Origin of the sequence: Peptoniphilus koenoeneniae (assembly GCF_030812875.1) — a bacterium.
Lineage (GTDB): Bacteria > Bacillota > Clostridia > Tissierellales > Peptoniphilaceae > Peptoniphilus_B > Peptoniphilus_B koenoeneniae.
On record NZ_JAUSTN010000011.1, the window covers coordinates 1 to 26311 of the forward strand.

21 protein-coding genes are annotated in these 26311 nt (G+C 33.5%); 4 read left to right on the plus strand and 17 right to left on the minus strand.

What is annotated here, in order from left to right; genetic code table 11:
- From J2S72_RS08410 to J2S72_RS08470, 13 genes are all read right to left on the minus strand, one after another.
- On the minus strand, positions 1 to 206 hold a 206-nt coding region (locus tag J2S72_RS08410; protein WP_307495337.1), incomplete at its 3' end, for a GTP-binding protein.
- 10 nt (positions 207 to 216) lie between these two features.
- Positions 217 to 2292 carry an elongation factor G gene (fusA, locus tag J2S72_RS08415; protein WP_307495339.1) on the minus strand — a complete coding sequence of 692 codons (2076 nt, stop codon included), beginning with the start codon at positions 2290 to 2292 and terminating at the stop codon, positions 217 to 219.
- Positions 2293 to 2302: 10 nt separating this feature from the next.
- Positions 2303 to 2773, minus strand: coding sequence for a 30S ribosomal protein S7 (gene rpsG / locus J2S72_RS08420; protein WP_023055285.1), 471 nt, complete (start codon positions 2771 to 2773; stop codon positions 2303 to 2305).
- A 94-nt stretch (positions 2774 to 2867) separates the two neighbouring features.
- On the minus strand, positions 2868 to 3281 hold the full coding sequence (gene rpsL, locus J2S72_RS08425) for a 30S ribosomal protein S12 (protein ID WP_023055287.1): 414 nt from the start codon (positions 3279 to 3281) through the stop codon (positions 2868 to 2870).
- A 141-nt stretch (positions 3282 to 3422) separates the two neighbouring features.
- A complete protein-coding gene (locus J2S72_RS08430) occupies positions 3423 to 4487 on the minus strand; it encodes a DUF2871 family protein (protein ID WP_307495340.1) in 1065 nt (354 codons plus the stop codon).
- Complete coding sequence (locus tag J2S72_RS08435; RefSeq protein WP_307495342.1) at positions 4484 to 5077, minus strand: TetR/AcrR family transcriptional regulator; 594 nt, start codon at positions 5075 to 5077, stop codon at positions 4484 to 4486. Before J2S72_RS08435 ends, J2S72_RS08430 begins: the two co-directional genes overlap by 4 nt.
- Positions 5078 to 6056: 979 nt before the next feature.
- A complete protein-coding gene (gene rpoC, locus J2S72_RS08440; RefSeq protein ID WP_307495344.1) occupies positions 6057 to 9638 on the minus strand; it encodes a DNA-directed RNA polymerase subunit beta' in 3582 nt (1193 codons plus the stop codon).
- Positions 9639 to 9663: 25 nt separating this feature from the next.
- Complete coding sequence (rpoB, locus tag J2S72_RS08445; RefSeq protein ID WP_307495355.1) at positions 9664 to 13413, minus strand: DNA-directed RNA polymerase subunit beta; 3750 nt, start codon at positions 13411 to 13413, stop codon at positions 9664 to 9666.
- Between the two features lie 337 nt (positions 13414 to 13750).
- Entirely contained in the window at positions 13751 to 14767 is a 1017-nt protein-coding gene (locus J2S72_RS08450) for a zinc-binding alcohol dehydrogenase family protein (RefSeq protein WP_023055289.1), read from the minus strand.
- Positions 14768 to 14820: 53 nt separating this feature from the next.
- Positions 14821 to 16095: a TRAP transporter large permease gene (locus J2S72_RS08455; RefSeq protein WP_023055296.1), complete on the minus strand. Its 1275-nt coding sequence runs from the start codon at positions 16093 to 16095 to the stop codon at positions 14821 to 14823.
- Between the two features lie 28 nt (positions 16096 to 16123).
- Positions 16124 to 16624, minus strand: a complete 501-nt coding sequence (locus J2S72_RS08460) for a TRAP transporter small permease (protein ID WP_023055297.1) — start codon at positions 16622 to 16624, stop codon at positions 16124 to 16126.
- A gap of 46 nt (positions 16625 to 16670) precedes the next feature.
- Positions 16671 to 17705 carry a TRAP transporter substrate-binding protein gene (locus J2S72_RS08465; RefSeq protein WP_023055301.1) on the minus strand — a complete coding sequence of 345 codons (1035 nt, stop codon included), beginning with the start codon at positions 17703 to 17705 and terminating at the stop codon, positions 16671 to 16673.
- 123 nt (positions 17706 to 17828) lie between these two features.
- A complete protein-coding gene (locus J2S72_RS08470; RefSeq protein WP_023055293.1) occupies positions 17829 to 18509 on the minus strand; it encodes a GntR family transcriptional regulator in 681 nt (226 codons plus the stop codon).
- A gap of 110 nt (positions 18510 to 18619) precedes the next feature.
- Here J2S72_RS08470 and J2S72_RS08475 point away from each other — a divergent pair, with 110 nt between their 5' ends.
- From J2S72_RS08475 to J2S72_RS08490, 4 genes are all read left to right on the plus strand, one after another.
- Complete coding sequence (locus tag J2S72_RS08475) at positions 18620 to 19303, plus strand: FadR/GntR family transcriptional regulator (RefSeq protein WP_023055309.1); 684 nt, start codon at positions 18620 to 18622, stop codon at positions 19301 to 19303.
- A 68-nt stretch (positions 19304 to 19371) separates the two neighbouring features.
- On the plus strand, positions 19372 to 20835 hold the full coding sequence (locus J2S72_RS08480; protein ID WP_036739314.1) for an NAD(P)/FAD-dependent oxidoreductase: 1464 nt from the start codon (positions 19372 to 19374) through the stop codon (positions 20833 to 20835).
- A complete protein-coding gene (locus tag J2S72_RS08485; protein ID WP_023055300.1) occupies positions 20836 to 22074 on the plus strand; it encodes an NAD(P)/FAD-dependent oxidoreductase in 1239 nt (412 codons plus the stop codon). It abuts the gene before it with no gap.
- Positions 22059 to 22421 (plus strand): DUF1667 domain-containing protein, encoded by a 363-nt coding sequence (locus J2S72_RS08490; RefSeq protein WP_023055303.1) that lies wholly within the window; start codon positions 22059 to 22061, stop codon positions 22419 to 22421. Before J2S72_RS08485 ends, J2S72_RS08490 begins: the two co-directional genes overlap by 16 nt.
- An 86-nt stretch (positions 22422 to 22507) precedes the next feature.
- Here J2S72_RS08490 and J2S72_RS08495 read toward each other — a convergent pair whose 3' ends face one another.
- Genes J2S72_RS08495 through J2S72_RS08510 form a run of 4 tightly spaced genes read right to left on the minus strand, consistent with a single transcriptional unit; the run spans position 22508 to position 26266 of the window.
- Positions 22508 to 23794 carry a TRAP transporter large permease gene (locus J2S72_RS08495; RefSeq protein ID WP_023055299.1) on the minus strand — a complete coding sequence of 429 codons (1287 nt, stop codon included), beginning with the start codon at positions 23792 to 23794 and terminating at the stop codon, positions 22508 to 22510.
- Entirely contained in the window at positions 23794 to 24267 is a 474-nt protein-coding gene (locus J2S72_RS08500) for a TRAP transporter small permease (RefSeq protein WP_023055286.1), read from the minus strand. The genes J2S72_RS08495 and J2S72_RS08500 overlap by 1 nt, the downstream gene beginning before the upstream one ends.
- A gap of 41 nt (positions 24268 to 24308) precedes the next feature.
- Positions 24309 to 25343 (minus strand): C4-dicarboxylate TRAP transporter substrate-binding protein, encoded by a 1035-nt coding sequence (locus J2S72_RS08505; RefSeq protein WP_023055284.1) that lies wholly within the window; start codon positions 25341 to 25343, stop codon positions 24309 to 24311.
- A complete protein-coding gene (locus tag J2S72_RS08510; protein WP_023055288.1) occupies positions 25343 to 26266 on the minus strand; it encodes an SGNH/GDSL hydrolase family protein in 924 nt (307 codons plus the stop codon). The genes J2S72_RS08505 and J2S72_RS08510 overlap by 1 nt, the downstream gene beginning before the upstream one ends.
- Between the last annotated feature and the right edge of the window lie 45 nt (positions 26267 to 26311).

Here is a 26311-nt window from a genome sequence, read left to right on the forward strand (position 1 = left end):
ACGTGTGATGTTGAGATTGTGATTCCTCTTTCTCTTTCTTCTGGTGCCTTGTCTATGTGAGCATAGTCTACGAATTCTCCTGAGCCGTATCTTTTATTTAGTACTAGAGTTATTGCTGCTGTTAGAGTTGTTTTACCGTGGTCTACGTGTCCTATTGTTCCTATATTTACGTGTGGTTTGGTTCTTTCAAAATGTTGTTTAGCCATTTCTTCCTCCTTATTTGTTTTTCTTGCCGATTACTTCATCAGCTATACTGTTTGGTACTTGTTCATAGTGGTCAAATTGCATTGAATAGTTTGCTCTTCCTTGTGTGTTTGAACGAAGTGCTGTTGCATATCCGAACATTTCTGCAAGGGGTACATAACATGTTACTATTTGTGCACCGTTTACAAGTTCCATTCCTTCCATTCTTCCACGTCTTGAGTTTATATCTCCAATTACATCTCCCATATATTCTTCTGGAGTTGTAATTTCAACCTTCATCATAGGTTCAAGTAATACTGGGTTTCCTTTTGAAAGGGCATCTCTTAAAGCCATTGATCCAGCTATTTTAAATGCCATTTCTGAAGAGTCAACTTCGTGGTATGAACCGTCATAAAGTGTTACTTTTATATCAAGTACTTCATATCCTCCAAGTACACCTGATTGAAGAGCTTCTTCAATTCCTTGTTGTACTGGTCCAATATATTCTTTGGGGATAGCTCCTCCGACAATTTTATTTTCAAATACAAAGCCTGAACCTGGTTCAAGGGGTTCTACTTTAATTTTAGCGTGACCATATTGTCCACGTCCTCCGGATTGACGTACATATTTGCCTTCCCCGTCGGCTTCTTTTGTAATTGATTCTCTGTAAGAAACTTGTGGATTTCCGATATTTGCTTCGACTTTAAATTCTCTAAGCATTCTATCTACAATAATATCAAGGTGAAGTTCTCCCATTCCTGCTATTATTGTTTGTCCTGTTTCTTCATCAGTGTATGTTTTAAATGTCGGGTCTTCTTCTGCAAGTTTTTGTAGGGCTATTGCCATTTTATCTTGTGATGCTTTTGTCTTTGGTTCTATGGCAACTGAAATTACCGGTTCTGGGAATTCCATGTTTTCAAGAATTATTTGATCTTTTTCATCACAAAGAGTATCTCCTGTAGTGGTTTCTTTTAAGCCTACTGCAGCTGCAATTTCTCCTGCAAATACTTCTTCTATTTCTTCACGCTTGTTTGCGTGCATTAAAAGAATTCTTCCTATTCTTTCTCTTTTACCCTTTGTTGAGTTCATTACATATGATCCAGCTTTTATGGATCCTGAATAAACTCTAAAGTAAGCAAGTTTACCTACATAGGGGTCTGTTACTATTTTAAAAGCAAGAGCTGACATAGGTTCATCATCTGATGCGTGTCTGTCTTCTTCTTCGTCTGTACCCGGTTTTGTTCCTACTATTGCAGGAATATCTGTAGGTGCAGGTAAATAGTCTATTATTGCATCAAGTAAAAGTTGTACACCCTTGTTTTTGTATGATGATCCACAAGTTACTGGGGTCATTTTTACTGCAAGTGTTCCTTTTCTTATTGCATTTTTTATCATTGTATCGGTTATTTCTTCTTCTTCAAGGTAAGCCATCATAAGATCTTCGTCAAATTCCGATACTCTTTCTATTAATTTATCTCTGTATTCTAAAGCTTTATCCATATATTCTTCAGGTACATCTTCTATTTCTATTTCTGTTCCCAGTTGATCTTTATAGATTTCAGCTTTCATTTCTACAAGGTCAATCATTCCTACAAAATTTTCTTCAGCTCCTATTGGGATTTGAATTGGAACGGGATTGCCATGTAGTTTTTTATCAATTGTTTCAACTGATCTGAAAAAGTCTGCACCGGTTACGTCCATTTTGTTTATATGGGCAATTCTTGGTACGTGATACTTGTCAGCTTGTCTCCAAACTGTTTCAGATTGAGGTTCAACACCTGATTTTGCATCAAATAATGCAACTGCTCCATCAAGAACTCTTAGGGATCTTTCTACTTCTACTGTGAAGTCAACGTGTCCCGGAGTGTCAATGATGTTTAATCTGTAACCCTTCCAGTGAGCTGTTGTGGCTGCAGAAGTAATTGTAATACCTCTTTCTTGCTCTTGGGCCATCCAGTCCATTTGAGCAGCACCTTCGTGGGTTTCTCCAATTTTGTGTATCTTACCGGTGTAGTACAAAATACGTTCTGTTGTTGTAGTTTTTCCGGCGTCGATATGAGCCATAATACCTATATTTCTTACTTTATCTAATGGTATTTCTCTTGGCATACTTCCTCCCTTACCATCTGTAGTGAGCAAATGCCTTGTTGGCTTCTGCGGTTCTGTGCATTTCTTCTTTTCTCTTTACTGATGCGCCCAGACCATTTGAAGCATCGATTATTTCTTTTGCAAGTCTTTGATCCATAGTTTTTTCTCCACGGGCTCTTGCAAATTTAACAAGCCATCTAAGTCCTAGAGTTTGACGTCTTTCAGGTCTTACTTCCATAGGAACTTGGTATGTTGCTCCACCTATTCTTCTTCCTTTTACTTCCAGCACAGGCATAACATTGTTAAGTGCTTTATAGAACACTTCTATTGGATCTTCGCCTGTTGATTCTTGTACAGCATCCATTGCGCTATACACAATTCTTTGAGCTGTTCCCTTTTTTCCGTCAAGCATTACATTGTTTATTAACTTTGTAATTACTACATCATCAAATTTAGGATCAGCCATTACTTCTCGTTTTTGGATATGTCCTTTTCTTGGCATAACTTCCCTCCTTAACCATTAATAGTCGATTCATCGGTACTCAGTTTTTGACCGTAAGCCTAAGCAATCTATATTAAAGTCAAATTTCATTTAATCAGTTTTTCGGCTTCTTTGTACCATATTTTGATCTTGCTTGACGTCTTGTATCAACGCCTGCAGTGTCCAGTGTTCCTCTTATGATGTGGTATCTAACACCTGGTAAGTCTTTTACCCTACCGCCACGAATAAGAACTACACTGTGTTCTTGCAAGTTGTGTCCGATTCCGGGAATGTAAGCCATTACTTCGTATCCGTTTGTTAAACGAACCCTTGCTACTTTTCTTAGAGCTGAGTTAGGTTTTTTCGGTGTTACTGTTCTAACTGCAACACATACTCCTCTCTTTTGAGGTGAATTTACATCAGTTTCAACTTTTCTTAGTGAATCATAGTTCACATCAAGAGCAGGTGATTTTGATTTGTGTTCTACTTTCTTTCTACCTTGTCTAACCAGCTGATTAATAGTCGGCATTAAGGCACCTCCTTTATAAATTTTTGCATAATTTAAAGACCACCTAATGGTAGCCATAAATACGCTTATATATTCTATCATTAGTGGTCTTGTACGTCAACTTTTTTTAATTTTTCTATCTGTTTTTTCTTTACTTTTATTTTAAATTTGTCCTTTTAAAATTTGACCCTTTATTTGGTCTTTTGAGAAGTATTTTATAAGTTTAAATATTATCATGACAAGGGATACTCCCAATAAAATATGTCCGACTCCTGCAAAACCTGTCATAGAATTTATCAGAAGTTTTGAAGGCTTGTATAGATTTATAAGGCCATGTAAAAACATGATTGAATAGGTTAGAAACATTCCTGCCTCATAGATTTTAAGGGTGGTCTTAAATTCTTGTCCTTGAATTTGTAAGCTTTTAAGGGCCAAGAAAAATACGAAAAGAACAATGAAGCCTAAAACTATAAGGTGTCCATGAACTCTTAAAAGGTTGGGGTCAAGTGGAGCTATTTTGCCGAATTCTCTATAAAATGCTCCTGCAATTAAACCTGAGATTAAAAATGAAAATGCTGATCTTAAAAATTCCAGGCTTCCAAAGCTTTCTTTTGTGTTTTTTCTAAATTTTACAATCATCATTATATATGCCATGGTTTTTGGTATCATTAAGGCTCCAACTATGGGGTAGGTCCTTTTAAAAAGAACTACCGGTGTGTAAAAAGCGAAACTTAAGAATACCCAAATCCACAGGTTTTTTAGTTCTTCCTTGTATTTAAATTTAATTAGTAGGCAAATTACAATTATTCCCATTACTAAAAAGGGTATGTTTGATATTAAATCAAGGGTATCTGAAAGGTTTACAAAGTTATAAATAACCAGAACTTCTCTTACAATTAAAGAAAGTCCTAGGGCAAAGTCCATTTTTTTATTTTTATAGCCTAGAATTTTTTTTATATAAATGTAAAATAAAACATAAAAAATTGACATGGTTACTGCTGATACTTTACTTCCATATAAAAGGAGGTTCTTATTTATTACAAAGCCATTTTCTTCAACCCTTGATATAATCCTCGGGACTAAGTGGAAGGTATCTCCTCCTGCAAGTAATATTGCCATTGTTCCTAAAAGATTTTTGCCCGGTTTTTTTGATGTGAACATCTTTAGACCCAAATACATGGCAAAGGTTAAATAAAATATATCAAAAAATACTTCCAATTCTCTCATTTTTCTACGCCTCTTAAAATCCAATTTGTATATAGTTTATAAACTTCTATAAATTTTTCTCTTGTATAGTCATTTCTGAAACTTTCTTTTATAAGTTCATGGATTATACTTTTTATGAAATTTATAAATTCCATCATTTCTTTTTTATTTATGTTTTCTATTTCTATTTGAGGATTTTTTAAATCCTTTAAGTTAGTCTCTACAAATTCTTTTCTGTAGTGATCCTCTACTTTTTCGTCCCAATTTAAAAATTTATGTTTGTATAAATTTCTCTTTTTTTGGTCATAAAGAGTTTTTAACAAAAATTCTCCATATTTATTTAAACTTTCTTTTAAATTCCCCTTTTCTTTTACCAAAAGTTTAAAAAATTCTCCATGTATCTCTAGTGTTTCTCTTTTAAGCATAAGAAAATAGGCATCATAGATGTCATCAAAGTATTGATAAAATGAACCTCTTGCCATTTTACTTTCTTTGATAATGTCTGAAACTGCTGCTTCTTTTATAGATTTACTTTCAAAAACATTTTTTAAGGCCTTATAAATGTTATTTTGTTTTTCTTCTGGTAAATTATAAAAAGTTTTATTTGCCATAAGCCCTCCTTTTTGTGACACTGTGTCATTTATTTTTATTTTAATGACAGTCTGTCATTTTGTCAAGTTTTTATTTTTTATTTTATTTAATTCGCCTTACGGCGATCGGACCAATGAATTGGTCCCTACATTCATTTGCAGGGGTTTAATCTTGTGAAACCTCTTCGCACAAATTTACACCACATTCACGTGTGGATTTCATGTTTGGATAAAATTACAATACATTTATGCGTGGGCTTTTGTGGGCTGTAGGGACCGGTTTACCGGTCCACGTGTATAATGTGGGAGAACAAAATAAATATTTGATTTAAAATTTATTTTAAATTTACATTTTTATTTTTATTTTATTTTAAATTTTTTCAATTTACATTTTTTCTTTATTTTTTCTTTTTCATTTTTTTATTTTATTTCAATTCGCCTTACGGCGGCGGACCAATAAATTGGTCCCTACATTCGATTGCAAGGATTTAATTTTGTAAAATCTTTTCGCACAAATTTACACCACATTCACGTGTGGATTTCATGTTTGGATAAAATTACAATACATTTATGCGTGGGCTTTTGTGGGCTGTAGGGACCGGTTTACCGGTCCACGTGTATAATGTGGGAGAACAAAATAAATATTTGATTTAAAATTTATTTTAAATTTTTTTATAAATATTTTTTACGCTCTACGTGAAGCATTTTTGTTTTAAATTTTTCAACATACATTTTTTCTTTATTTTTTCTTTCTCATTTTTTTATTTTATTTCAATTCGCCTTACGGCGACCGGACCAATGAATTGGTCCCTACATTCGATTGCAAGGATTTAATTTTATTAATCCTTTACACATAAAATTACCTCACATTCACGTGTGGGTTCCATATTCGAATAAAATTATCTTACATTTTTATGTGTGGGATTTTGTGGGCTGTAGGGGTTTTTGTTGGCAATAAAAAAGCTACACATCTTGTATGATGTATAGCTAATTTTTATTTTTAGTCTTCTTTTATTTCTTCTTTTACTATTTTATTTTTTTCCAGTCTTTCTGAATTTTCCAAAATTTCAAAGTTTTCTTTTAGTTGGTCTGCTATGTCTATTTGAACTTTTGAATTTATTCTTGCTCCTGTTCCTGCAGGAATCAATTGACCGATTATTATATTTTCTTTTAGTCCTTGCAATAAGTCTTCTTTTCCTTTTATTGCTGCATCTGTAAGAACTCTTGTGGTTTCTTGGAAGGATGCTGCTGATAGGAAGGATTCTGTTGCAAGAGAGGCTTTTGTGATTCCAAGAAGACTTACTTGACCTTGAGCAGGATTTTTGCCTTCTTCTTCCAATCTTTTGTTTTCAGATTTATAGTCTGCAATGTCAACAAGGGATCCTGGTAAAAAGTCTGTGTCTCCTGCATCATAGATTTTAACTTTGTTCATCATTTGGCGAACTATTATTTCTATGTGCTTGTCATTAATGTCTACCCCTTGTAATCTGTAAACTCTTTGAACTTCTTTTACAATGTATTCTTCTACTCCTTTTGAGCCTTTTACTCTTAAAAGGTCTTGAGGGTATACGGATCCTTCTGTAAGTTCTTGTCCTTTTACAACTTTATCTCCGGTTTTTACTTTTAGTCTTGCTCCGAATACTATGTTGTAAGTTTGGTTTTCGCCTGTTTCGCTTACTATTACAACTTCTCTCTTGTTATTTTGTTCTATGACTTCTACTGTTCCGTCTATTTCTGCAATAACTGCAAGTCCCTTAGGTTTTCTTGCTTCAAAAAGTTCTTCAACTCTTGGAAGACCTTGAGTGATATCTGCTGCTGCTGCTACTCCGCCTGTGTGGAATGTTCTCATTGTAAGTTGGGTACCAGGTTCTCCTATGGATTGAGCAGCTATTACTCCTACTGCTTCTCCGATACCTACTTGGCTTCCTGTTGCAAGGTTTCTTCCGTAGCAATGTGCGCAGACTCCTGTTTTGCATTTACAACCTAAAACTGATCTTACTTTTACTTCTTCTATGCCTAATTTTTCAATTAATTCAGCGTCATCATCGGAAATTTGTGTGTTTGCTTTTACTATAATTTCTCCTGTTTCTGGATTTATTATATCTTCAAAAGCATATCTTCCTTCGATTCTGTCTTTTAGGCTTTCTATTAATTCTTTTCCGTCTTTAAAGGCTCTTGCTACAAGATATTCATCTGTACCGCAATCTTCTTCTTGTATTATTACTTGTTGTGATACGTCTACAAGTCTTCTTGTTAAATATCCTGAGTCCGCAGTTCTTAATGCTGTATCTGCAAGTCCCTTTCTGGAACCATGAGCTGACATGTAAAACTCAAGTACGCTAAGTCCTTCACGGAAGTTACTTTTTATTGGAACTTCTATTGTTCTACCTGAAAGTGATGCCATAAGTCCACGCATACCTGCAAGCTGTCTGATTTGGTTTTTACTACCTCTGGCTCCTGAATCTGCCATTATATAAATGTTGTTTAAGGAGTCAAATCCATCCATAACTTCATCTGTTAGGTCTTCTGTAGCTTTATTCCAAATTTCTATTACTTTTTCATATCTTTCTTCATCGGAAATAAGACCCATTCCGAAAGCTTCTTCATATTGTTTTACTTCTTCGTCTGCAGCTTTTAGAATATTTGGCTTTGTATCCGGAACTTCAACGTCCCCCATGGAAATTGAAATGGCACCTATTGTTGAATAGTGGTAGCCCTTTGACTTAATGTTATCAAGAAGTCTTGCTGTTGCAATATTTCCATGCTTTTTATAAGTCTTGTCTATTATTGTTCCAAGAAGTTTTTTATCTATTACCCTATCAATTTCAAGTCCGTAAGGATCAACTTTTCTATCTACAAATCCTAAGTCTTGAGCTATAAAATCATTTACTATAAATCTTCCTACTGAAGAATAAACAATTTTTCCCCTCTTGTCATTTTCATCAAGATATTTTCTAATTCCTACATGAGCTTGAAGGTGTAAAAATCCGCTTTGATATGCATGCATCATTTCATCATAGTCGCAAAAGACCATGCCGTCTCCCTTTAGTTTGTCTTTTCTATCTAAAGTCAGATAATACATACCTAAAATCATATCTTGTGTTGGAGTTGTAATAGGTTTTCCATCTTTAAGGGCAAGAATGTTATTTGTAGATAACATTAAAAGTCTTGCTTCTGCTTGTGCCTCTGTGGAAAGAGGAAGATGGACAGCCATTTGGTCTCCGTCGAAGTCAGCATTGTAGGCTGTACAAACAAGGGGATGAAGTTTAATTGCCTTTCCTTCTACAAGAACAGGTTCAAAAGCTTGAATACCCAGTCTGTGAAGAGTAGGGGCACGATTTAATAGTACTGGATGATCTTTTATTACATCTTCAAGTACGTCCCAAACTTCTTCTGATTGTCTTTCTACTTTTCTTTTTGCACTTTTTATATTATGAGCATACTCTCTTTTTACAAGTTCTCTCATAACAAAGGGCTTGAAAAGTTCAAGGGCCATATTTTTAGGAAGTCCGCATTGATAAAATTTAAGGTCCGGACCTACAACGATAACTGAACGTCCTGAGTAGTCTACACGCTTACCAAGCAAGTTTTGACGGAAACGTCCTTGTTTACCCTTAAGCATTTCTGAAAGGGATTTTAAAGGTCTGTTTCCCGGTCCTGTTACCGGTCTGCCTCTTCTACCATTGTCAATTAATGCATCTACAGCTTCTTGAAGCATTCTCTTTTCATTTCTGACAATAATGTCCGGTGCATTTATATCAAGTAGTTTTTTTAATCTGTTGTTTCTGTTTAAGATTCTTCTATATAAATCATTTAAATCGCTTGTAGCAAATCTTCCCCCGTCTAATTGAACCATAGGTCTAAGATCTGGTGGAATAACAGGAACTGCATCAAGGATCATCCATTCAGGTTTGTTGCCTGATTGGATAAAAGCTTCAATAACTTCAAGTCTTCTGGAAACTCTAATACGTTTTTGACCTGTTGCATCTTCCATTTCTTCTTTAAGTTCTTTAGATTCTTTTTCAAGATCAACTTTTTTCAGAAGCTCTTTAATAGCTTCAGCTCCCATTTTTGCTTCAAACTTGTCGCCATATTCTCTTTTAAGCTCTCTATATTCATTTTCATTTAATACTTGTTTTTCAACAATTGCATTTACATCATCATCAACTCTTGTAACGATATAAGCTGCAAAATATAAAACTTTTTCAAGAGATCTGGGGCTCATATCAAGAACAAGTCCCATTCTTGAAGGTATGCCTTTAAAATACCAAATGTGTGAAACAGGAGCAGCAAGTTCAATATGACCCATTCTTTCACGGCGTACCTTTGCTTTTGTTACTTCAACACCGCATTTTTCGCAAACTACGCCCTTAAATCTGATCCTCTTATATTTTCCGCAAGAACATTCCCAGTCTTTAGTAGGACCAAATATTTTTTCACAAAACAAGCCTTCTTTTTCTGGCTTTAAGGTTCTGTAATTTATAGTTTCAGGTTTCTTTACTTCTCCATAAGACCATTCTCTAATCTTTTCCGGAGAAGCAAGGCCAATTTTTATCGAATGAAATAATTCGCGTTCGTTCAAGTGAATCTCCTTTCTCTAAGACAAATCAATCTTCTTCGTCTTCGTCCTGTTCACCATCATCGTCACCTGAAATAATTTTCAAAAATGACGGTTCATCCTCATCTTCATCTTCAAAGGTAAGAGAGTTTGCATCTTCTGATGAAATTTTTGAAAAGTGTGAACTGCCTTCAATAAGTTCTTTGTAATCTTCATCAGATTCAGTATTAACTCCCGCATCTATTTTTTGTAAGTCTTCATCATCAGCTTCAAGATCTACAAGTTTTCCTTCATCATCAAGAACTTGTATTTCAAGAGCAAGAGATTCCAGCTCTTTAATAAGAACTTTAAAACTTTCAGGTACTCCTGGTGTAGGAATATTTTCGCCCTTTACTATAGCTTCATAAGTCTTAACTCTTCCTACAATGTCATCAGACTTAACAGTAAGCATTTCTTGAAGAGTATAAGATGCACCATAGGCTTCAAGAGCCCAAACTTCCATTTCTCCGAACCTTTGTCCTCCGAACTGAGCTTTACCTCCAAGAGGTTGTTGAGTTACAAGAGAATAAGGTCCTGTACTTCTTGCGTGAATTTTTTCATCAACAAGGTGGTGGAGTTTAAGCATATACATTATCCCTACAGTAACAGGATGATCAAACTCTTCTCCGGTTCTTCCGTCACGAAGTTGAATTTTTCCGTCACTTGGTAGACCTGCTTTTTCAAGAGAATCTATAATATCTTGTTCGTTGGCACCGTCAAATACTGGTGTAGCAACTTTCCATCCAAGTTTTCTTGCAGCAAGTCCAAGGTGAACTTCAAGAACTTGTCCAAGGTTCATACGAGAAGGAACCCCTAAAGGATTAAGAACAATTTGAATAGGAGTACCATCAGGCATATATGGCATGTCTTCAGCAGGCATTACTCTCGAAATAACACCCTTGTTTCCGTGACGACCGCACATTTTATCTCCAACTTGAACTTTTCTCTTTGTAGCTATAAAAACACGAACCATTTCTTGAACTCCCGGTTGAAGTTCATCGCCCATAGCCCTTGTAAAGGTTTTAACATCTACAACAATACCTTGTTCACCGTGAGGAAGTCTTAAAGAAGTATCTCTAACTTCTCTGGATTTTTCTCCGAAAATTGCACGAAGAAGTCTTTCTTCAGGAGATTGATCTCCTTCTCCCTTGGGAGTAACTTTTCCAACCAAAATATCTCCAGGCTTAACTTCGGCACCTATTCTTATAATTCCTCTTTCATCAAGATCTCTAAGCATATCAGGACTTACATTAGCAATATCTCTTGTTATTTCTTCAGGTCCAAGTTTAGTGTCTCTTGCTTCAGATTCATATTCTTCAATGTGAAGAGAAGTAAGAACATCATGAATAACAAGGTCCTTATTTACAAGCATAGCATCTTCGTAGTTATATCCTTCCCAGTTCATAAAAGCTATAAGGATATTTTTACCAAGAGCCATTTCACCCTTGTCCGTAGAAGGTCCGTCAGCTATAACTTCCCCTCTTTTTACAATTTGTCCCTTGTTGACAATAGGTCTTTGATTAATAGTAGTACCTTGGTTGCCCCCAACAAATTTATGAAGTTTAAAATTAATTAATTTTCCATCTTGGTCTCTTTTTAAAGTTATATTTGTCGCATCAACCTTTTCAATAACTCCGTCATCAGTTGAAACAATAACAACTCCCGAGTCCTTTGCAGCCCTATATTCAATACCAGTTCCTATAATTGGAGCTTCAGTAGCAAGAAGAGGCACAGCTTGACGCTGCATATTTGCACCCATAAGAGCACGGTTAGCATCATCATTTTCAAGGAAAGGAATCATAGCTGTACCAACAGCAACAATTTGCTTAGGTGATACATCCATGTAAGTTACATCCTTGGAATCAAAAATATCTACAATACCCTCATGACCACGGGCAACAATACGATCATTAACAAATTTTCCATTTTCATCTAAAATTTCATTAGATTGAGCGATAATTTGTTCATATTCAACATCAGCAGTCAAATATTCAATTTCATTTGTAACAATTCCCTCTCCCTTTTTAACCTTTCTGTAAGGCGCTTCAATAAAGCCGTATTCATTTATCCTTGCATAGGTTGTTAGAGAAGTAATAAGACCGATATTTGGACCTTCGGGAGTTTCTATAGGACACATTCTTCCGTAGTGAGAGTTATGGACGTCACGCACTTCAAAGCCCGCTCTATCTCTGCTTAGCCCACCAGGTCCCAGTGCTGAGAGCCTTCTTTTGTGAGTTAATTCTGATAGGGGATTATTTTGATCCATAAATTGTGAAAGCTGTGAAGATCCAAAAAATTCTTTTATCGCAGCTGTTACAGGTCTAATATTTATAAGAGCTTGAGGAGTAGTTGCATCTGCATCTTGAACAGTCATTCTCTCCTTAATAACCCTTTCCATTCTCGAAACACCAATTCTAAATTGGTTTTGTAAAAGTTCGCCGACACTTCTTATTCTTCTATTTCCCAAGTGGTCAATATCATCAGTTTTACCAACGCCAGGGAAAAGACCAAATTCATAGCTTATAGAAGCTAAAATATCATCGACAATAATATGCTTAGGACTAAGCTCATTTTTTCTCTTTATAAGCTCTTCCTTTAAAGCCTCTGGATTTTCAGAAAATTCATCGTAAATTTCCTTAAAAACCGGATAATAAATTTTTTCCTTAAAACCGATTTCCTTAAGACTAAAAGGTAAATCAAAATCAGAAGGAATACAGAAATTGTTTCCGTAAACAATAACATCTTTATCAGTATCATTTAAGTGAATTGCCTTAATCCTTACAATTACCCTATTGATACCTGCATTTTCGATTTTATAAGCAGTTTGTCTATCAATAAGCTCTTCTTCGTTCACTAAAACTTCACCAGTATTAGGATTTATAACATCCTCTCCGGCAATCATTTCTTCAATTCTCGATGCAAGATTCAGCTTTTTATTAAACTTATACCTGCCCACATGAGCAAGATCATATCTCTTAAAATCAAAAAACATGTTTTCAAAAAGAGATTGAGCAGAATCAAGAGTAGGCGGTTCGCCCGGTCTTAATTTCTTATAAATTTCAATTAAAGCCTCTTCCTTGTTGCTAGTAAGATCCTTTTCAAAAGTCTTTGAAAGGGCCTCAGATTCTCCTAAGAATTCTGTAATTTCAGAATTTGATTGAACTCCTATAGCTCTTAAAAGAACAGTAATAGGTATTTTTCTCGTTCTATCTATTCTGACATTAATAACCCCTTGAGAATCAGTTTCATATTCAAGCCAAGCACCTCTATTGGGAATAAGCGTTGAAGAATAAAGCTTTTTGCCTGTTTTGTCGGTTTCTACCTTGTAATAAGCTCCGGGACTTCTAACAAGTTGTGAAACAACAACTCTTTCAGCACCGTTAATAACAAAAGTTCCCGTAGGAGTCATAAGAGGAAGATCTCCCATAAAAACTTCCTGTTCCTTAACTTCTCCAGTCTTAACGTTAATAAGCCTTACAATAACCTTAAGAGGAGCGGCATAGTTTGTATCACGTGCCTTAGCCTCATCAATTGAATACTTAATTTCATCAGAAACTTTGTAATCAACAAACTCTAAAATTAAATTTCCGGCATAGTCCTCAATGGGACTAACATCATCAAAAACTTCTCGTAATCCTTCATCAAGAAGCCACTTGAAAGAAGAAGTTTGCACTTCCAAAAGATTGGGAAGTTCAAGAACCTCTTCAATCCTTGAAAAACTCATTCTTTCACGGTTTCCATACTTTACAGGATGTACCATTAAATCACCCCTATTTTGTTTCATGCAGTAACGTCCGATTTATATTTAGAGCCTAATGTTCCACTCTAAATTAATTATTATGCAATTTATTATTATAACACTTGACAAGTTAAATTCAAAGCATTAATTAATTTTTTTATAAAAATTTTTTATGCTTCACGTAGAGCGTTTTTAAATTTATTCTCTATTCTTGAATTAAAATTTATTTTATATATGACCTCTAGGGACCGATTTTCAATTAATTGGTCTCTACTTCAGGTTTAAATTTCAATGGAAATTATTTTTATTTTTCAAGGCATAAAAAAAAGACCCTTAGGTCTTCTTTTTATATTTATTTTTAAAAGGTTAATACTACTTTTATTGAGCTGGTGTCTTTTTCCATAAATTTTTCAAAGGCTTTTTTGTAATCTTCTGCTTTAAATACATCTGTTACGAATTTATTTAAAAGGTCTTCTTTGTCTTTTAAATATGAGCAAACTATGTCGAATTTTTCGTATTGAAGTCTTGAGCCTGCAATTTCTATTTCCTTTTGATTTATGGTTTTGCAATCCAAAGGTATATATTCAGAACCAAATGCCAAAGGAACAACTCTTGATGCTGGTGATAGAAGTTTTACAGCTTCTTCCATTACTTGAGGCACTCCTGTTGTTTCTATTAAAACATTTACCCCTTCGCCATTTGTTATTTGATCTACTAAATCTTTTAAAGATTCTTTTGAAGGATCGATTGTGTATTTTGCTCCAAATTCTTTTGCCATATTTCTTCTTCTGTCATTTATTTCAGATACTATTACATTGGCTCCCTTGCAGGTTGCTATGTCTGTAATTAAAAGCCCCATAGGACCTGCTCCTGTTACTAATACATAATCGCCTTTTTTTACTCTTGCTCTTGATGTTGATTGCTCTGCTATTGTGTAAGGTTCTGCTACTACTGCATGTTCAAAGGACATATTGTCATCTACTTTATGCCATTTTGATCTGTCTGCTACTAGGTATTCACAGAATCCGCCTTCTCTATGAACTCCATAAACTTGTAAATCTTTACATACATTGTGTCTTTCATGTCTACATGCATAACATTCGCCACAAAATTCTATGGGTTCTAAGACTACCTTATCTCCAACTTTTAAATCTTTTACTTTGTCACCAACTTGATAAACTTCTCCACAAGCTTCGTGGCCTATTATTCTTGGATATATTGCAAAAGGATTCTTTCCTTTAAAGATTCCTACATCGGATCCGCAAATTCCAAAGGCTCTTATTTTTACCAATACGTCTTTAGGATTTTTTATTTTAGGCATGGGAACTTCTATAAGTTCCATTCTACCTGGTTCAACAACTTGTATAGCTTTCATTTTCTCTCCTTTTATGCTCTGTGATTTTTATGTGATTTTTATATTCTAAAGAATTATTTCATAAGTCCCGGTAAGAATGTTGTTACTGCTGGTACGTATGATACTAAAGCAAGAATTACCAGTAATACAACTAAAAATGGTGCATTTGCTTTTATTGCACGTCCTGTTGATATTTTTCCTATTTGAGCTGCTGTTGTTAAGCATAGTCCAACGGGAGGTGTTACAAGTCCAATCATAAGATTTAGTATTGCCATAATTGAAAAATGTATTGGGCTCATTCCTATTGCTGTTGCAACGGGAAGTAAAACGGGAATCATAATTATAATTGCCGCTATAGATTCCATAAACATACCTGTAAATAATAGAACTATATTCATAATTAATATTACTAAAATAGGATTTTCAGTTATTGATAAAATTCCACTTGCTATTGTTTGAGGTACTCTTTCACTTGTTAAAATCCATGCAAATAAATTTGCAATTCCTACTAATATTATAACTGAGCCTGCTGCTATGACAGTATCTCTGAAAATTGGGAAAATATCTTTTAATTTTATTTCCTTATAAATAAATATACCTACTACAAAGGCATAAAGTACTGTAACTATTGATGCTTCTGTAGGGGTGAATATTCCTGAAAGAATTCCAACCATAAGTATTAAAGGCATAAGAAGAGCCCATATTACGTCTTTTATAATTTTCACTCTTTCTTTCATAGGAACTCTTTCGTGCTTAGGATAGTTTCTTTTCTTAGACATATAGTATGTTGGAATTATAAAGCCCAAACCCATTATTAAGCCTGGCATTATTCCGCCTACGAAAAGTTTAGCTATTGATAAGTTTGTTAAAGTTCCTGCAATAACCATAGGTACTGATGGTGGTATTATAGGTCCTACGACTGAAGTTGATGCTGTAATTGCTACAGAGAAGTCTGCATCGTATCCTTCGTCTTTCATAGCAGGAATTAACATTGATCCTAAGGATGCTACGTCTGCTAGGGCTGTTCCTGAGATACCTGCAAAAAGAACTGATGCTAATATATTTATATAGGCTAAAGCTCCTCTTATATGACCTACAAACACGTTACAAAAGGCAACTATTCTCTTAGTTATTCCCCCTGTGTTCATTAGGTTTCCTGCTAAAATAAATGATGGTATACATACCATGGTAAATGAGTCCATTCCTGCATACATTTTTTCCGCTACTATATTGAAAGGGATACCTTCAAGTAATAAATAAATTACTGCGGATATTCCCAATGAATATGCAATAGGAACTCTTGTAAATAATAAAATCAAAAAGATTATAAACATTATCCATACATTCATAATTTCTTATCCTCCATAATTAATTTCTCTAATCCTGTGTAATATCAAATTGTTCCAGTGATTTGTCGGAATCTTTCAAAAAGTCTATTAATTTTAAAACACTGTAGAATAGAGAAAATATTCCGAAAAATAAAATTGTGCTGTGATGGATAAACATTGGCCATCTCATAGCCGGTGATACTGATCTTCCACCTAAAGTTGTAAATAAATATCCGCTATATATTACAATTCCTAAAAATATTGAAATCAAAAGAAAATCTATAAAAATGCAAATTTTTTTAGCATTCTTAGGGAATTTTTCATAAATTAAATCAACATCTGCAAAGGCATTGTATTTTAATGAGAGGGGTGCCCCAAGGGCTATTATGAAAACAAAAATAAATCTTGTTAATTCTTCTGTCCAACTTAAGGTTAGAGAAGGCATATATCTTGCTGCTATTTGCATTAAAACGACAATTATCATAGCCATATAAAGTATAACCGTTATAACAGATAAAACTTTATCTAAAAAGCTATCAAGTTTTTTCAAAATAAACCTCCTTATAAAGTAAGAAAACGGCTTAGCCGTTTTCCTCCTATAAATCTTTTCCTAATTCAACTACTTCTTCATATATCTTGTATGAGTCTGCATCAAAGTATTCTTTAATTGCAGGTTCCATAGCTTTTCTAAAGGCATCCTTATCTACATTTTCATTAATAGTCATGCCTTTTTCGATAAGTTTTTGTTTGAAATCATCTTTTGTATCGAAATAAAGTTTATTAATATATTCTTGTGATTCGCTTGCAGCTTCTAAAACTTGTTTTTGCATTTCTTCTGGAAGTGCATTAAATTGTTTTTCTCCAACGATGAAGAAAAGATATCCTACTACGTGTTCAGTTTCATTTGCGTATTTTTGAACTTCATAGAAACTTGAATTGTAAATCATGTCGTAAGGATTTTCTTGTGAATCTATAACGCCTTGGTTTAATGCTGTAAATACTTCATTAAGAGCCATTACGTTTACATTTGCTCCAACTGCTTCCCAGCATTTAATAGCAAGGGGAGTATTTGATAATCTAAGTTTTAATCCTCTTGCTTCTTCAGGAGTTGAGATAGGTTTGTTTGAAGTTAAGTTTCTTGGTGTTCTTAATTGATACATTAAAGGTTTGAAACCACTGTCTTCGATTTGATTTTTAATCTTATCTCCAACATCGCTTGATAAAACTTTTTGTATGTGTTCTTCATTTTTATAAGCATAAGGTGCAGCCATAAGGTCTGCTAAAGGTGCCCAGTTTGACATGGATTCAGCTGAAATTGTCATATCAACAGTTCCTGAAAGAATTCCATTTAAAGCTTCCATTTCAGATCCTAATTCTGAGTTTGGATAGATATCAATTTTTAACTTTCCGCCTGTTTTTTCTTCAACTCTTTTTGCGAAATCCTTTGCACCTAAGTTCCAGTTGTGATCTTCAGTAACAATGTCACTAAGTTTCCAAACTATTTGCTTTTCTCCTGCGTCTTTTCCTGCTCCTTGATCTTGTTTGTTCTTGTTTCCGCATCCTGTTGGTATAGCAACAAGTGCTAAGGCAAGTCCTAATGAAGCAATTCTCTTAAAATTTTTAAAATTCATAAAATACCTCCCGATATGTAAAAAATTACATAATATACTAATATATTACGTGCTTTTATATTAACACCATTCCCTTACAAAGTCAACTGATAAAGAAAACATTTGTCTGAATTATTATGAAATTTATTCCATAAAATATTCCGGATATTTTGCCCTTAATTTTTTTTCATTTACTTCCCATCTTCCTAAGTGGCTATCCATAATCTCCACTGCCTCATCAATGTTTTTATTTTCTATTGCCTCAATTAATCTTCTATGGTCTTCAATAGTATTTTTTAAATGCTCTTTTGACATCTCCAAATTTCTTACCCGGTCATAATGTATAAAGGCAGGTTTTATCATTTTATGAAGTTTTTCCATATCCGCAATTTTATATAAAAGCCCGTGTAAATTGCTGTCTAATTTTGAAGCATCCTTAAAAATTTCATTTTCATAGCAAAAAACTTGCATGGAATAAATTTGTTTGAGTTTTAATATATCATCTTCCTTTGCAACTTTGCATACGACTTTAATGATTTCTTTTTCCAGGGCAAGTCTTAAAAATTTTGTTTCATTAACTATTTTAGTGTCAATTAAAGAAACTCTCATTCCTCTTTGAGGATAAACATCTATAATATTTGATTCATCTTTAAGTTTATTTATAGCTTCTCTTATGGGAGTTCTGCTTATTCCCAACAATTCCGAAATTTTAATGTCGCTTATGGTCTCCCCTGGTTTAAGAGTGAGATTAACAATATTTTCTTTAATTATATTGTAGGCGTAATCCCTTGCACTTTCATTGGAATTTCTTTCATATATTTCCAAAAAATCAGCTCCTTCGTGTGATATATATTAGTATATTACTTAAAGCCAACCTTTTCAAACATTTCTTTTATTTTTTACCTATAATATAATGTAAAAAAAGGAGGAAATTTATGGAAGATAAATCTATACCGGAACTCATTTCCCAAAAAATAATTAAAATGATTAAGGATTCAAACTTAAAGGTTGATGATAAATTGCCTAACGAAAAAGAATTGATGGAACTTTTTAAAGTGAGCAGAAATTCTTTAAGAGAAGCTTTAAAAATTTTAAGCAGCAGAAATATAATTTATATAAAGCAAGGATCAGGAACTTATGTAGCAGAACAAACAGGCATAAGCGAAGATCCTTTAGGCCTATTATTTATAAAAGACAGAAAAAAATTAGTAAAGGACATCTTAGATTTAAGATACATTTTAGAACCGGAAATAGCTTCTTTGGCTGCTCAAAATGCAAGTCCTGCCCAAGTAGAAGAATTGGAAGAAATTTTGGCAAAAATGGAAAAACAAATAAAAAAGAAAAATGATTTTTTGGAATATGACCAAGAATTTCACGGACTAATTGCAAAAATGACCCAAAATATTATTATTGCAAAACTTATACCTATTTTAAATGAAACTATTAAAGTTTTTTCTCAGGAAGCTTTAACCACAGAATACGAAAACACTTTAGTTTCTCATGAAAAATTATTTAATGCCATAAAAGATAAAAAATCCAATGACGCAAAAGAAATTATGACTTATCACATACTTTTTAATAAAGAAAGATTTTCCAAAGAAAGGTCGGATGAATTTTGACAAAAACATTGTAATGTCTATTTTTTTATGGTAAAATTCAATAAAATATGTAAAGTGGTAGGATGATTATGAATAAAAAAAATATAATTTATGATTTTGCCATAATTGGCGGCGGAGTCCTAGGAAGTGCCATAGCAAGAGAACTTTCAAAATACAATTGTAAAGTCCTTGTTATTGAAAAAAACAACGACCTTTGTTTTGAAACAAGCGGTAGAAACTCTGGAGTTGTTCACGCAGGTTTTTCCTACGATACAGGCAGTTTAAAAAATATCTTTTGCTTAAAAGGAAATCTTATGTTTGACCAATTGTCAAAAGATTTAAGTTTTCCCTTTAAAAGATGTGGAAAATTACTTGTGGGAAAAAGCCAAGAAGACTTAGAAACTTTAAAAAGAGTTTTAAAACAAGGAGAAGCCAATGGAGTAAAAAACATGGAGCTAATTTGCGGACAAGAAAAAATTGCAAATATAGTGCCCTATACCATTGGAAATTACGCAGTTTTTTCTCACAACAGCGGAATAACAGATCCCTTTTTATTTAACATTGCCTTAGCAGAAAATGCCCATTTAAACGGAGTGTCTTTTGCCTTTAATCAAGAAGTAATAGGCATTGAAAAGGAAGAAGAGTTTTATAAAATTAAAAGTCCCAAAAACTCTTTTAGAAGTAAATGGATAATAAATTCTGCAGGTCTTAACTGCGGAAAGATTTCAAAAATGATGGGCATAGATTCCTATAAGGTAATAGGATCAAAGGGAGAATATATAATTCTTAACAAAGAATGTGGCAAGGATCTGCCCATGCCTGTTTATCCAGTACCAAGCAATACTTATATGGGAATCCATGTTACAAATACAGTTGACGGTAATGTTTTAGTAGGCCCCAACGCAGAAAATGTTTCTGATTTTACAGACTATACAGTTTCAAAAATTGGAGTGGAAGGCCTTGCTAAAAGTGCCAACGATTTGTGGAATAGGGTTTATAGAAAAGATTTCATCAGAACCTATGCGGGAATACTGCCTAAATGGGTTGACGAAAATAATATTATTCAAGACTTCAAAATTGAAATTAAAGATGAAGTTAAAAATTTCGTAAACTTAATCGGAATCGAATCTCCCGGCCTAACAGCTGCAGTTCCCATAGCCCAATATGTTCTTAAATTAATAAAAGATAGAATAAAATTGGAAGAAAAAGAAAATTTCATAAGCAAAATGCCTGAAAGGAAAAAATTTTCTCACATGACCTTTGAAGAAAAAAAAGAAGCCATCAAAAATAATCCAGATTTTGGAGAAATTATTTGCAGATGCGAGCACGTTTCAAAGGCAGAAATCTTAAATGCCATTAACAATCCCTTAGGCAGATGCAGTTTCAAATCTATTAAATATAGAACAAGAGCTATGACAGGTCTATGCCAAGGAGGCTACTGTCAAATGAGAATTGAAGAAATGATAAAAGAAGAGAAAAATTTAAAAGATGAAGATATCCTTTATGGCAACGAAAATACAAATATGTTTCCATCTAATGTAAGGGAGATATAAATGATTGATGCAATAATAATCGGTGGCGGCCCTGCAGGACTTGCCGCTGCAGTTGAACTAAAAAAAAGAAATGTAGATAATATATTAATAATCGAAAGAGAAAACCACTTAGGTGGAATCCTTAACCAATGTATTCATGACGGCTTTGGTTTAAGCAAATTTAAACAATCCCTAACAGGACCTGAATATGCCTCCCTATATATAGACCAAGTAGAAAAACTTAATATTAAATATCTCCTCAATACCATGGTTCTTGAAATTAACGAAAATAAAGAAGTAACTATAGCTTCAAAAAAAGGCATAGAAAAATTACAAGCAAAAAGTATTCTACTTGCCATGGGTTGTAGAGAAAGAACAGCTGGAATGCTTACAATACCAGGAGAAAGACCAGCAGGAGTTTTAACAGCAGGAGTTGCACAAAACTATGTAAACCTTCATAATATTCAAGTTGGTAAAGAAATAATCATCTTAGGCTCAGGAGATATAGGTCTTATAATGGCAAGAAGACTTACTTTAGAAGGAGCCCATGTAAAAATGGTAGTGGAAATAAACTCTTACCCAGCAGGCCTTCCAAGAAATGTTTTGCAATGTTTAAGGGACTATAACATTCCCCTTTTACTTAACAAATCAATTTCACAAATTCACGGAAAAAACCGAATTGAAGGAATAAGCCTGGAAGACCTTGATGAAAATGGAAATATAATTCCAAATAGCGAAAAATTTTATTCCTGCGATACCCTTGTTTTATCAGTAGGTCTTATACCAGAAAATGAACTTTCAAAAATGGCAGGAGTCCTTATAGATTCAAAAACCAACGGGCCTCAAATAAAATCCAATTACGAAACAAATGTAAAAGGTATCTTTGCAGCAGGAAATGTTTTGCAAGTTCACGATTTAGTAGATAAAGTATCAGATGAAGCAGAAAGAGCAGCAACAAGTATTTGTAAATATTTAGAAGAAAATGAAAAAGAAAATACAGAACTTTTAAATATTAAAACTGATTCAAACATATCCTATATCCTTCCCCAAAGCCTTGTGGCAAATGAAGAAGCGACAATTTCTTTCAGAGTTAGAAGGCCCATGGAAAATGTAAAAATTATAGTTAAACAAGGAGAAAATGAAATAAAAAAAATATCAGCAAGAAAAGCCATACCTGCTGAAATGATACAAATAAAAATTCCTGAAAATGTAATTAAAGAATCTGTTGATTTGGAGGTTTTCCTATGCCCGAAAAATTAATCTGTATATTATGCCCAAACGGCTGCCAAATTACCTACAAAAAAAATGAAAATGATCTAGAAATAATAGAACACGGTCTTTGTCCAAAGGGAGATGGTTTTGTAAAAAACGAAGTCTTCCATCCTGTGAGAACAATCTGCACATCAGTTAGAGTCTTAAATGGAGACCTGCCCCTTGTTAGCGTAAGAACGGACAGAGAAATCCCTAAAGATAAAATTTTTGAACTTATGAAACTTATAAAGTCACTAAGAATAGAAGCCCCAGTTAAAATAAACGACATAATATATGAAAACGCCCTGGGCCTATGTAATATAAAAGCAACAAAGACCATAAATAAAATTAGCTAAAAAAATCCGTTAGTAAGTTTATATATAAAACTTATTAACGGATTCTTTTTATTTAAATTAATAATATTAATCTTATAAATTTATTTTTAATTAAATATTAAATTCGGAACAAATAATACCAGTTGTGGGAAAAGTACAAGGACAATGTCCAAAAGTATGACAGCAACGAAAAATGGTATTGAATGCTTTACATAATCACTTATGGAAATTCCCATTATACCGCAAACAATATAGCATGCTGTTCCAACAGGAGGAGTCATACATCCCATTGTTACTATTGTCATCATACAAACTCCAAAGTGAACAGGATCTATTCCTAAGCTTTGTACTACCGGTAAAAATATCGGAGTTAATAAAAGTATATTTACATTGGAGTCAACTATCATTCCTGTAAAGAATAGGAAAAGTAACATTATCAAGGTCAATACTTTACCATTACTTGAAATACCTACTAAAAATCCTGATAGAACTGTAGGCGCATTAACATAAGTTAGTACATAGCTGAAAATTCCTGAGAAAGAAATAATCAGAATAATTGCACCATTATCTATTACAGTATTTACTACGGACATTTTAAATTTTTCCCAAGTAAGCTCTTTATAAACAAATACACCGATTATAAGAGCATATACAACAGCGAAAGCTCCTGCTTCTGATGGAGTGAAAATTCCAAATCTTATACCTACTATAAGAATAATAGGGAAAATAAGAGCCCAAATAGAAGTTTTTAAATCTTCTAAAATTTCTTTAGCAGATGCTTTTTCTATATTTGGTTCAGGTAAATCATAGCCATGCTTTTTTGAAGTTATACTTACAGTTACCATTAAAAATGTCATCATCAATATACCTGGCACTATACCTGCAGCAAAAAGTCTTCCTATGGAAACTTCACCTACAAATCCATATAAAATAAGTCCAAGAGAAGGTGGAATTGTGGCAGTTATCAGTGATGTAAGACAGATTACAGCAGCTGAATATCCCTTTGGATATCCCTTAGCATCCATTTCAGGTCCAAGTATTCTCGCTTCCATAGCAGCATCAGCTACAGCAGAACCGGAAACACCACCCATAAGAGTACTTAAAATTACACTTACTTGGGCAACCCCACCTGCTAAAGTTCTTGTTAAAAGTCTTGATAATCTTAAAAGCCTGTCAGTTATTCCAGTTTCATTCATAAGATTTCCTGCAAATACAAAAAATGGCACTGCAAGAAAGGCAAAGGATTGAGTTTGAGAAACTACCCTTTGTACTGCAACGGAAAGAGGTATTGCATTTGATGTAACAAAATAACTAATGCCTGAAATACCTATAACAAAAGCAATAGGCATATTAATAATTAAAAGTCCTATAAATAAAATAATCAAAATTGTCATTAGTTTTCACCTCTAATCATTCTTATGTCTTTTGCAATTAAAGTTAAAGTAGAAAGAATCATAAGCAAAGAACCTACAGGTAAACTCATTGTTACACATGCATAGCTTAACTTTAAAGATTGAAAACTTCTGTCCCAAGAATTCATAGTTAAATCAAATCCCTTAATAACAAATACTACTAATAAAGCTATCATAAGCAGATGACTTATAATTCTACAAATTCCATTTGCCTTTTTTGACATTTTACTTGTGAAGATATCAACCCCTACCAACTTTTCCTGCCTTAGAGCAATGTCAGCACCTATAAAGGCTAACCAAGCAAATAAAAGTTGTGCAACATCCAAACTTTTTTGCATAGGTATATTAAATTTTCTTGTAAGAGCTGATAAAAAAACCAGCACAACAACTAATATTAAAAATATACCGCAAATTATGGTTTCAAGTTTACACAACAAATCATAAATTTTCTTCATGCTATCCCTCATAAAATTAAAAGGGGCATATAGCCCCAGTTTTATTCACCTATAGCTTTCTTAAATTCTTCTCTTAATTGAGAGTATCCAAGTTTTTCATATACAGGTTCTACAGCTTGTTTAAAAGGTGTTTTGTCAATTTCACGAATTACCATACCCTTTTTAGCCATTTCTTCTTCATATTCCTTAATAGTACTGTCTACAATCTTTCTGTTTTCAGTACCAACTTTTTTGAATACTTCAACAAATTTTTCTTGAGCTTCTTTTGGCCAGCTGTTAAATACTTTAGCACCCATAACAGGAACAGTTACTAAGTTAAAATGTTCAGTCTTGTTTACATATTTACAAATTTCATAAAGTCTTGTCGGATATGCAGATGGTGTTTGTACTTCTGCTCCATCAAGGGCTCCTTGTTGAATTGAAGGATAAACTTCAGACCATTCCATAGGAGTTGCAATAGCACCCATAGCATTTATTGATTCAACAAAAATGTCGCTACCAATTGTTCTGATTTTTTTACCAGCTAAATCTGCAGGTGTATTTACTTCATTGTTGCAAACAAAGTTTCTTGGTCCGTTAAACCAGTTAGCTGTAATAACCTTTACGCCTTTTTCTTCAAATTGTTTTTCCCATCCTTTGTATAAGTCAGTTTCAACTAATTTATCAAGATCGTCAACATTTTCAAGAATGTATGGCATTTGGATAATACCAAAATCTTTTACATAAGATGCAAGTCTACCAGGGTCACTCATAGCTACAACAGGCACACCTTGAAGACCTTGTTCTAATACGTCATCAGTTCCGCCAAGGGCAGAAGAGAAGAATAATTGAACTTCGAACATTCCTGTTGCTTCAAGTTCTTTCTTTACTTCCATCATACCAATTGATTGAGTATCTTTTTCACCTTGAGTGTTTGCTATTTGTACTTTAATTTTTTCTGTACTTCTTTCACCCTTTGCTTCCGTTTGCTTCTTGTTGTTTCCTTCAGCAGGAGCTTCTTTCTTTTCAGATTTTCCGCAACCTACTAAAAGTCCTAAAACTAAAACGCTTAATAACACTAGTTTTAATCTTCTCATTAATTCTTCCTCCATAAATCTTTTAATGAATAATAAATTAAAAAATTTCCCAATTCATTAGGATGAATATCACCGTCATAATAAAATTTACTATCTGCCGGAAAAATGTCCCTTCCTTTTACTAATTTAAACTTAGGGTAATTTTTTAAAACTTTGATGATACTAGTTTCGATTTCAGTGAATCTTTTTTCTAAAGAAGGTTTTAATATTGGAATAGGACTTAAAACCACAACATTTTTGTCAAAAAATTTTTCATTGATAAGTTTAAAATAAAGATCAATTTCACCTTTTACCTCATCAATATTCTTATCAGAAAGAATGTCATTTGTCCCAAGACCTATAAAAATATTTTCGCAAGACACATTACAAAGTTGAGGAAGCTTATGATCAAAAATCATGCCTCCAACACTTTGATTTTTTATGTCAAACCCTTCCCTATGAAATAAATTCATAAATGTAAAAGATGGATAATCAGTTTCCATGCCTTGAGTAATAGAATCTCCAAAGGCTAAAATACTAGCCTTATAAGTATTTTCAAGAGTATCATATAAACCCTTTACTTCTTTAATTCTCCAAGTTGAAGTATTTGATAAAAATATCTTTACTGGTTTACCCACAAATTCTTTTTCTATTAAAACTTCAATTTGTTTTTTTCTATTTCCATACTCTATGTGCTTAAGAAAAATCTTATCCATATAAATATCAACATTTACAGGATCTCTTGCAAATTCTTCAACAGAAAACATCAATCTAAGCTCAGACCTTGGAATTAAATTTATTGCAATATTAGGACTGCAAAGACTTCTAATTCTAAAATCATTGTTCTCACTTAAATATTTATATTGTTCCTCTGAAAAACGAGTCTTATAATAACCGTCGCAAAACTTTATTTCTTCTTTTGTGCCTGAAAATAAATCTTCCATATGCCTCCCATAAGTTGTTCCACATTTCGAAACGTTATCATCATT